This window comes from Microbacterium umsixpiens (assembly GCF_053543675.1).
This window is the reverse complement of record NZ_JBLVOH010000031.1, coordinates 1-9,665: the sequence shown is the minus strand read 5'-3', so window position 1 is coordinate 9,665 and position 9,665 is coordinate 1. Positions and strand designations below refer to the sequence as shown.

The window sequence follows — 9,665 nt, the reverse complement described above, 5'->3', positions numbered from 1 at the left end:
CGCCCGGGGCAGGGTGGCGACTTCCGCGACATCCATCCGTTCGCGCCGGGCGACGAGCTGCGCCGCGTCGACTGGCGGGCCACTGCCCGGGCAGCCCAGCGGCCCGGCGAGCTCCTCGTGCGCCGGAACAACACCCTGAGCGACTCGTCGGTCGTCCTCGCGGTGGATACGGCAGAGGATCTCGGCGCTGTGGTCGCGGGGTGGGGCGCCGCCGACCCGGACCGGTCCGGCGTGACTTCGTTGGACCTCGCCCGAGAAGCGGCGCTGTCGATCGCGACCGCGGCCGTCGGTGCGGGCGACAGGATCGCCTACCACGCGCTGTCGAGCGGCGGGCGGAGCATCCCTTCGGGCGGCGGAGCACGACACCTCGCCCGGGTGCGCGATGTCATCGCCGCGACCGGTCCGAGTACCGACGGCTCGCCCTATCGCCGATCACCCGTCGTCCCCTCCGGCTCCATCGTGTTCGTGCTCTCGACCTTCTTCGACGGGGTGGCTGCCCAGCTGGCGACCCGATGGCGAGCGTCCGGCCACGCCGTCGTCGCGGTGGACGTCCTTCCGACGTCGGACGCGTCACGTCTGACCCGGGAGCAGCACATCGCGTTGCGCACCGTCCTCGCGGAGCGCACCGACATCCTGACCGAGCTGCGCCATGCGGGCATCGAGGTGGTGTCGTGGGCGGCGCCCGACGTCGATGCCGCCATGCGATTGGCGGACCTGCGCCAGCAGCGGATGAGGGCGGTGCGACGATGAGTCGCGCGATCCGGCAGATTCGGGTGCCGGGTGCCGTACCCGGGGTCACGGTCCGGCTGCTGCTCGTCGGCGTGGTCGCGGTCGGGGCGGTGACGCTGGTCCCGTTCCCGCTCTGGCAGGCGATCGCCGTGGTCGCGGTCGTCGTCGCCGTCGTCATCCCACGCACACTCGCGGCGTGGGCGGCTGCGGCATGCCTCCCGTTCGGGGTGATCCTCACGGAGCCGTCCCCGGGCCGGACGGCTCTTGCGCTCCTACTCGTGCACGCGATCCACGTCCTCGCCGCGCTGAGCCTGGTCGTGCCGCTGAGGTCGCGCCTCGCGGTGCGGGTGCTCCGGCCGACCTTCCTGCGTTTCGGCATCGTGCAGCTCCTGTCGCAGCCGCTGGTGTTCGCGATGTGGCTGCTCGCTCCGAGCGGTGTCGACCGTGGAACGGAGTGGCTCGCGCCGGTCGCGGCCGCGGCCCTGGTCATGGGCGTGCTCCTCGCTCTGCGGGCGGCGAAGCGGTCGGACGGCGATCCGGCGCACGCGGCCTCGGGCGGGGGAGAGGCCGGAGTGGATGCCGGAGTCGGAGCCGATGTCCGTGGTCCCTCGTAGACTTGTTCGGTGCCCATCGTCCCCGTTGCTTCCCCAGGAAAACTCAGTGTCCGCGGTGCCCGCGTCCACAATCTCAAGAACGTCGACATCGACATCCCCCGCGACTCGCTGGTCGTGTTCACCGGCCTGTCCGGGTCGGGCAAGTCGAGTCTCGCGTTCGACACGATCTTCGCCGAGGGGCAGCGTCGCTACGTCGAATCGCTGAGCGCGTACGCGCGCCAGTTCCTCGGGCAGGTCGACCGCCCCGACGTCGATTTCATCGAGGGCCTCAGCCCGGCCGTCTCGATCGACCAGAAGTCGACCAACCGCAACCCGCGGTCCACCGTCGGCACGATCACCGAGATCTACGACTACATGCGCCTGCTCTGGGCGCGCATCGGTATCCCGCACTGTCCCGAATGCGGTGAACGCATCCAGCGTCAGACCGTGCAGCAGATCGCCGATCAGCTCATGGAACTTCCGGAGCGCACGCGCTACCAGGTGGTCGCACCCATCGTCTCTCAGAAGAAAGGCGAGTTCGTCGACCTGTTCCGTGAACTGGGCGCGAAGGGCTATTCTCGTGCCATCGTCGACGGTGATCTCATCCAACTCGCCGAGCCGCCGACGCTCAAGAAGAGCTACAAGCACGACATCGCCGTGGTCGTCGACCGGCTCGTGGCTTCAGACGACATCCTCGGCCGCGTGACCGATTCGGTCGAGACCGCGCTCGGTCTCGCCGGCGGAGTGGTGCAGATCAACTACGTCGACGGCGAGGGCGACGACGCATGGCAGACGTTCTCCGAGAAGCTGGCCTGCCCGAACGGGCACGCGCTCACTCTCACCGAGATCGAGCCGCGCACATTCTCCTTCAACGCGCCGTTCGGTGCGTGCCCGGCATGCTCCGGGCTCGGTACCCGCATGTCGGTCGACGTCGACCTGATGCTGGGTGACGAAGACCTCTCGATCCGTGAAGGTGTCATCATCCCCTGGACCACCCAGGGTAAGGGGTTGTTCCAGTACTACGAGCGCCTGCTCGAGGGACTCTCCCGCGATCTGGACTTCTCGCTGGACACCCCGTGGCGCAAGCTGCACTCCGATGTGCAGAATGCGATCCTCCGCGGCGAGAACTACAAGGTGACCGTCAAGTGGAAGAACCGCTACGGACGCGAGATGCGCTATGCATCCGGATTCGAGGGCGTGGTCCCCTACATCGAGCGGCAGTATCTGCAGGCGGAGTCCGACAACCAGCGCAGCCGGTGGGGCGAGTACCTCCGCGAAGTGCCGTGCCCGGTCTGCGACGGCAACCGTCTGAAGCCCGAGGTGCTGGCCGTGCAGGTGCACGGACACTCCATCGCCGAAGTCTCGCACCTCAGCCTCGCCGACGCCCGCGCGTTCATGGAGACGCTCACGCTCACCGACCGTGAGGCCAAGATCGCCGCTCAGGTGCTGCGCGAGATCCGCCTGCGCCTCGACTTCCTGCTCCAGGTGGGACTCTCCTACCTCAACCTCAGCCGCTCGGCCGGATCGCTGTCCGGTGGAGAGGCGCAGCGCATCCGCCTGGCCACGCAGATCGGCTCCGGTCTCACCGGTGTCCTCTACGTGCTCGACGAGCCGTCGATCGGACTCCACCAGCGTGACAACCGGCGCCTCATCGACACGCTGCTGAAGCTGCGCGACCTCGGCAACACGCTCATCGTCGTCGAGCACGACGAGGAGACGATCGAAGCGGCCGACTGGGTGGTCGACATCGGTCCCGGCGCCGGCGTCAACGGTGGCAAGGTCGTGCATTCGGGTCCGTATTCGGCTCTGCTCGACGACAGCGACTCGATGACGGGGGAGTACCTCTCGGGTCGCCGTGAGATCCCCCTGCCGACGAAGCGCCGCAAGATCGACAAGAAGCGGATGCTGAGCGTCGTCGGCGCTCGGGCCAACAACCTCCGCAACGTCACGGCCGACTTCCCGCTGGGTGTGCTCACCGCCGTCACCGGTGTCAGTGGCTCCGGCAAGTCCTCGCTCGTGAACGACATCCTGTACCAGGTGCTCGCGTCGCGGCTGAACGGGGCTCGCACGGTCCCCGGCAAGCACACGCGTGTGACCGGACTCGACAACCTCGACAAGGTCGTCCACGTCGACCAGGCGCCGATCGGCCGCACCCCGCGGTCGAACCCCGCCACGTACACGGGCGTGTTCGATCGCATCCGCACACTCTTCAGCGAGACACCGGAGGCGAAGGTCCGCGGCTATCAGCCCGGTCGCTTCAGCTTCAACGTCAAGGGTGGCCGCTGCGAGGCATGCTCCGGCGACGGCACGATCAAGATCGAGATGAACTTCCTGCCCGATGTGTACGTCGACTGCGAGGTCTGCCACGGTAAGCGGTACAACCGCGACACGCTGGCCGTGCACTACAAGGGCAAGAACATCGCCGAGGTGCTCGAGATGCCGATCGAGGAGGCCGCGGAGTTCTTCGAGCCGATCCAGGCGATCCACCGTTACATGAAGACGCTCGTCGACGTCGGGCTCGGCTACGTCCGACTCGGACAGTCGGCGACGACGCTCTCCGGCGGTGAAGCGCAGCGCGTCAAGCTCGCCACCGAGCTTCAGCGTCGTAGCAACGGACGCAGCATCTACGTGCTCGACGAGCCGACGACAGGTCTGCACTTCGAAGACGTCCGCAAGCTCCTCGAGGTGCTGAACGGACTGGTCGACAAGGGGAACACCGTGATCGTCATCGAGCACAACCTCGATGTGATCAAGTCGGCCGACTGGGTGATCGATCTCGGCCCCGAGGGCGGTTCCGGCGGCGGCCAGATCGTCGCCACCGGCACCCCGGAGCAGATCGCACGCGTCGAGGCGAGCCACACCGGGCTGTTCCTCGGCGAGATCCTGGGTGAGGGGCGCGCCGCGCGGAAGGCCAGCTGATGGCCGACGTGCTGCCGTACAAGCCGCGGCCGGGGGAGGTCCCGACCGATCCCGGCGTGTACCGCTTCCGTGATGCGTCCGGGCGGGTGCTGTATGTCGGCAAGGCGAAGAACCTGCGTCAGCGCCTGTCGAACTACTTCGCCCCGCTGCGTACGCTCCACGAACGCACCCGGCGCATGGTCACGACGGCGGCATCCGTCGAATGGACGGTCGTGTCGACGGACGTCGACTCGCTGCAGCTGGAGTACATGTGGATCAAGGAGTTCGATCCGCCGTTCAACGTGCGCTACAAAGACGACAAGTCGTATCCCTTCATGGCGGTGACGCTCGCCGACGAAGCGCCCAGGGTGATCGTCACACGCAATCGCAAGATCCCCGGTGCGCGGTACTTCGGCCCGTTCCCGAAGGTGTGGGCGGTGCACGAGACCATCGATCTGATGATCAAGGCGTTCCCGATCCGCACCTGCAGCGATTCCAGCTACAAGCGCGCGATGCAGACCGGCAGGCCCTGTTTCCCCGGGCAGATCGGCAAGTGCGGCGGCCCCTGCTCTATGACGGTGAGCATCGAGGAGCACCGGGCCATGGTCGATGACTTCGTGGCGTTCATGGCCGGCGGTGATGAGCGCTTCACCCGGGAGCTCACCAAGCGGATGCTGGCTGCCTCGGCGGCGATGGACTACGAGGCGGCGGCGAAGTACCGGGACAAGCTCTCGGCGATCGAAGCAGTTCTGGGCAAGAGCGCGCTCGTGCTCCCGGCCGACGAGGACGCCGATCTCTTCGGCATCGCCGAGGATGAGCTGGCGGCAGCTGTGCAGCATTTCGTGATCCGCGGCGGCAGGGTACGCGGTGTGCGTGCGCTGACCATCGAGAAGGAGATCGACATCTCGAGTGGTGATCTCGTCGAACAGGTGCTGCAGCAGGCATACGGCGAGGCGCAGGACGTCCCTCGCCGAATCCTCGTCCCGACCCTTCCGGACGACGCTGCCGAGCTCGAAGTCTGGCTGCGCGAACGTCGCGGCAAGAAAGTCGAGATCGCGGTCGCGCAGCGCGGGCAGCGGGCAGACCTCATGCGCACCGCGACGTTGAACGCGCAGCAGGCGTTGATCCGCTACAAGACCCGGCGCACGAGCGACTACGTCGCCCGTACGCAGGCGCTCACCGACCTGCAGCAGGCTCTCGGGATGTCCGAGGCCCCGCTGCGCATCGAGTGCTTCGACATCTCGCACCTCGGCGGGACGAACGTCGTGGCATCGATGGTCGTGTTCGAGGATGGTCTTCCCCGCAAGGACCAGTACCGCTCGTTCAACATCGCCGAGACGACGGATGACACCGACTCGATGTACCAGGTGCTTCGTCGTCGGCTCGCCTACCTCGATCGTCCCGAGGAACCGGAGGTCATCGATCCGACGACCGAGGCAGTCGTCGGAGAAGACGTGGGAGAGGCGACCGCGCGGCGAAAGCCGCGATTCGCCTACCCGCCGCAGCTCCTGCTCGTCGATGGTGGGCAACCGCAGGTGGAAGCAGCGGCCCGGGCCCTCCGTGACGCCGGGCACACCGAGATCGCGGTCTGCGGAATCGCGAAGCGTTTGGAGGAAGTGTGGCTCCCGGGTGACGATTTCCCGGTGATCCTGCCGCGTACCAGCGAGGCGCTCTATCTGCTGCAGCGTCTTCGTGACGAGGCGCACCGCTTCGCGATCACGCACCAGCGCAAGCGACGGCGCAACGACATCTCCTCCGTGCTCGCCGAGGTGCCGGGGCTCGGGGCATCCCGCATCAAGGTGCTGCTCAAGCACTTCGGCTCGGTGACGGCGCTGCGCGCAGCCGAACCGGGACAGATCGAAGAAGTGCAGGGAATCGGGCCGGTGCTCGCCCAGAACATCCATTCGCACCTGTCCACTCGCTAGGCTGGAGGCCGAGGGGGAGAGGGAGCACTGAGCAATGTCTGACGAGGAAAAGGGCGAGTTCCTCATCGTCACGGGAATGTCCGGCGCGGGTCGGACCACGGTGGCGAATGCGCTGGAGGATCTCGGCTGGTACGTCGTCGACAACCTCCCGCCCCAGATCCTCCGGCCGCTGCTGGATCTGACCGATATGGGCGGCAATGCGCTTCCCAAGGTGGCCGCCGTGGTCGATGTCCGAGGCCGCAACCTCTTCGACGATTTCCCCGGCGTCGCGCGCGCTCTCCGGTCTCGAGGGTCTGTCCGCGTCCTGTTCCTCGACGCCTCCGACGACGTCCTCGTGCGGCGCTTCGAGTCCGTCCGACGGCCGCATCCGCTCCAGGGGGATGGGACGCTCCTCGACGGGATCCGCATCGAGCGCACCAGACTCGCACCGATCCGTGAGGCGGCCGACCTGGTCATCGACACCTCGCGGCTCAACATCCATCAACTGGCGACGCAGGTTTCGGACATCTTCTCGGAGGAGGGAGCGGCGCGCCACCGCGTGACGCTCCTCAGCTTCGGATTCAAGTACGGCCTGCCGACCGACGTCGACATCGTCGCCGACATGAGATTCCTGCCCAACCCGTTCTGGAACGAAGAACTCCGCGGCCTGACCGGCCAGGACGAGACGGTCCGTGAGTACGTCCTCTCGCGGCCGGGTGCGATGGAGTTCCTGGACGCCTACTCGACGGCCCTCGTGCCTGTCCTCGAGGGGTATCAGCGCGAGAACAAGAGCCACTCCACGATCGCGATCGGTTGCACGGGGGGAAAGCACCGTTCGGTCGCGATGTCGGAGGAGCTCGCGCGCAGGCTGTCCGCGATCCCCGGAGTCGCCGTCAACGTCCGCCACCGAGACCTCGGCCGAGAATAGCGGTCCGCCCGGCCGAGTAAGCTGGACGTTTGCGCCGCGACCCGGCGCGTGAACGTGAAGGAGTGTCGTGGCACTAACCACCGACGTCAAGGCCGAGCTGGTCAGCATCCGCAATGCACCCCCGACGGTGCGAGTTGCGGAAGTCACCGCGATCCTCCGGTTCGCCGGTGGTCTGCATTCGATCGCCGGCCGCGTGGCCGTGGAGGCCGAGGTGGATGCCGAGACTCTCGCGCGCCGCGTCGCACGTGACCTCGCCGAGATCTACGGCGTGCGTCCCGAGATCGCGCAGGTGCAGTCGAGCACCGCGAACGACGGTGCCCGGTGGGCCGTGCGAGTGATCGCCCAGGGCGAGACGCTCGCCCGTCAGACGGGCCTTCTCGACCAGCGGCGGCGTCCCGTGCGCGGGCTCCCGAACCGCCTCACGACCGGTTCTCGGGCCGAGGTCGCCGGCCTGTGGCGCGGAGCGTTCCTCGCCGCCGGCACCCTGAGCGAGCCGGGCCGTTCGGCCATGCTCGAGGTCGTCTGCCCGTCGTCGGAAGCGGCGATGGCCCTCGTCGGTGCCGCGCACCGGCTCGGCGTGGCCGCCAAGGCTCGCGAGGTCCGCGGCATGCCGCGTGTCGTCGTGCGCGAAGGGGAGGCGATCCGCACCATCCTCAACGAGATGGGCGCGCAGAAGACCGCCATCGCGTGGGAAGAACTCCGTCAGCGCCGCGAGGTCCGTGCCGGGGTCAACCGCCTCGTGAACTTCGACGACGCGAACCTGCGCCGCTCGGCGCAGGCCGCGGTCGCCGCCTGCGCGCGTGTGGAGCGCGCGCTCGAGATCCTGGCCGACGAGGTACCCGATCATCTGAAGGTCGCCGGAGAGCTGCGTCTGGCTCACCGGGATGCCAGCCTCGACGAGCTCGGCCATCACGCCGACCCGCCGCTGACGAAGGATGCCGTCGCAGGCCGCATCCGCCGCCTGCTGGCGATGGCCGACAAGCGCGCTCAGCAGGAGGGTATTCCGGGCACCGAGGCCGCCGTGCCCGTGGGACTCGACGTCTGAGAGAATCCCTGCATGAGTGTCTTCGGCTGGCGCAGTGCAGAGTTCGGTGAGGCGACGGTCGAGACGCCGTTCGCGGAGACGATCCGTGATGCGATCACGGTCCTCGGCGTCGCTCCCACGATCACCGAGGGGCCTTTCGTCCGCTGGTACGACGGTGCGCGGCAGATCTCCGTCCGTCCGTCGAGCAGTGGCGGTGCGCAGATCCTCGTCGCGCACATGGATGCCATCGCTGACGAGGAGTATCGGAACTTCGAGTCCCTGCCCGACTCTGCTCTTCCCTACCGGTGGCGCGCGGATGACATCGGCCTCCTCCCCGAAGGCAGCTACCTGCCGGGGGAGCGGGTCGTCGACGATTTCGACGCGCTGGCTCCGGTCCTGACCCGGACACTCGTCACGCTGTGCGAGGCGACGGCCGCGCTGGGGGACGGGCGTTCCGAGGCGCAACTGCACGTCTGGTACGCCGATCCGGCACATGACGCCCTCGCCAGGGCCGACCGTTGGGCGGCGCGTCGCAAGACCTCGCTGAGCATCACGTTCAAGGCGGGGACCGGGAACATACATGTGATGCCGGTGGGCGGGAAGGCGCACGCAGAGCGGATCTCGTTCCCCGCCACCCCCGAGAACGCATCCATCGCCGCGGGCGCACTCCTGGAGCAGGTCGTGGCTACGGGGGCGCCGAATCCGGCGGCGCTCCGACAAGACTCGCTGATGTACGTCGACCGTCGCAAGCTCGTGCTCAGTCCGTTCGCCCTCGGCATCCCGCAGATGGGGCTGAACGCCTGATCCGGGTCGACCGGTCCGAACCGTCATATGGCGGAAGGTTCCGGGGCGCACCCGCGTTGTCGTCAGTAGGATGAAAGATGTCCGCTCTACGCCGCACATCGGCGGCGCGGAGGATCGGCAAGCGCCGCGGCGCGGCGCGGATTGGATGAAAGCGATATGGCGACTTACACGCTCCCCGACCTTCCCTACGACTTCGCAGCCCTCGAGCCGCACATCAGCGGCAAGATCATGGAACTGCACCATGACAAGCACCACGCGACGTACGTCGCGGGCGCGAACACCGCGCTCGACCAGCTCGCAGAAGCCCGCGAGAGCGGCAACCTCGCGAACGTCAACAAGCTCGAGAAGGACCTCGCCTTCAACCTCGGCGGCCACGTCAACCACTCGATCTTCTGGACGAACCTGTCGCCGAACGGCGGAGGCCAGCCCGAGGGCGAGCTGAAGGCGGCCATCGATGAGTACTTCGGCTCGTTCGAGAAGTTCCAGGCGCACTTCACCGCGGCGGCGACCGGCATCCAGGGCTCCGGCTGGGCCGTGCTCAGCTGGGACTCGATCGGCTCGCGCCTGATCATCCAGCAGCTGTTCGACCAGCAGTCGAACACGGCGCAGGGCACCATCCCGCTGTTCCAGCTCGACATGTGGGAGCACGCGTTCTACCTCGACTACCTGAACGTCAAGGCGGACTACGTCAAGGCCGCGTGGAACATCGCGAACTGGGAGAACGTCGCCCAGCGCCTCGAGGTCGCCCGCAAGCAGACGAACGGCCTGCTGGTACTGTCGTAATC

The 9,665-nt window shown here is 67.6% G+C and carries 8 protein-coding genes; all 8 read left to right on the top strand.

Going from position 1 to position 9,665, the window contains the following annotated elements; genetic code table 11:
• Nucleotides 1-750: DUF58 domain-containing protein (locus tag ACNPM4_RS03285; RefSeq protein WP_448984684.1), on the top strand; the 750-nt coding region annotated here is incomplete at its 5' end.
• Nucleotides 747-1,343, top strand: a complete 597-nt coding sequence (locus ACNPM4_RS03280; protein WP_105710161.1) for a hypothetical protein — start codon at nt 747-749, stop codon at nt 1,341-1,343. The genes ACNPM4_RS03285 and ACNPM4_RS03280, both read left to right, overlap by 4 nt.
• A 9-nt stretch (nt 1,344-1,352) precedes the next feature.
• Nucleotides 1,353-4,241: an excinuclease ABC subunit UvrA gene (gene uvrA / locus ACNPM4_RS03275; protein ID WP_448984683.1), complete on the top strand. Its 2,889-nt coding sequence runs from the start codon at nt 1,353-1,355 to the stop codon at nt 4,239-4,241.
• On the top strand, nt 4,241-6,145 hold the full coding sequence (gene uvrC / locus ACNPM4_RS03270; RefSeq protein WP_448984682.1) for an excinuclease ABC subunit UvrC: 1,905 nt from the start codon (nt 4,241-4,243) through the stop codon (nt 6,143-6,145). The genes uvrA and uvrC overlap by 1 nt, the downstream gene beginning before the upstream one ends.
• A 34-nt stretch (nt 6,146-6,179) precedes the next feature.
• Nucleotides 6,180-7,052: an RNase adapter RapZ gene (gene rapZ, locus ACNPM4_RS03265; protein ID WP_091037165.1), complete on the top strand. Its 873-nt coding sequence runs from the start codon at nt 6,180-6,182 to the stop codon at nt 7,050-7,052.
• A gap of 67 nt (nt 7,053-7,119) precedes the next feature.
• Nucleotides 7,120-8,097, top strand: coding sequence for a DNA-binding protein WhiA (gene whiA, locus ACNPM4_RS03260; protein ID WP_017202788.1), 978 nt, complete (start codon nt 7,120-7,122; stop codon nt 8,095-8,097).
• A gap of 12 nt (nt 8,098-8,109) precedes the next feature.
• Nucleotides 8,110-8,880 (top strand): hypothetical protein, encoded by a 771-nt coding sequence (locus tag ACNPM4_RS03255; protein WP_448984681.1) that lies wholly within the window; start codon nt 8,110-8,112, stop codon nt 8,878-8,880.
• 156 nt (nt 8,881-9,036) lie between these two features.
• Nucleotides 9,037-9,663, top strand: a complete 627-nt coding sequence (locus ACNPM4_RS03250) for a superoxide dismutase (protein WP_029261619.1) — start codon at nt 9,037-9,039, stop codon at nt 9,661-9,663.
• Nucleotides 9,664-9,665: the final 2 nt, after the last annotated feature.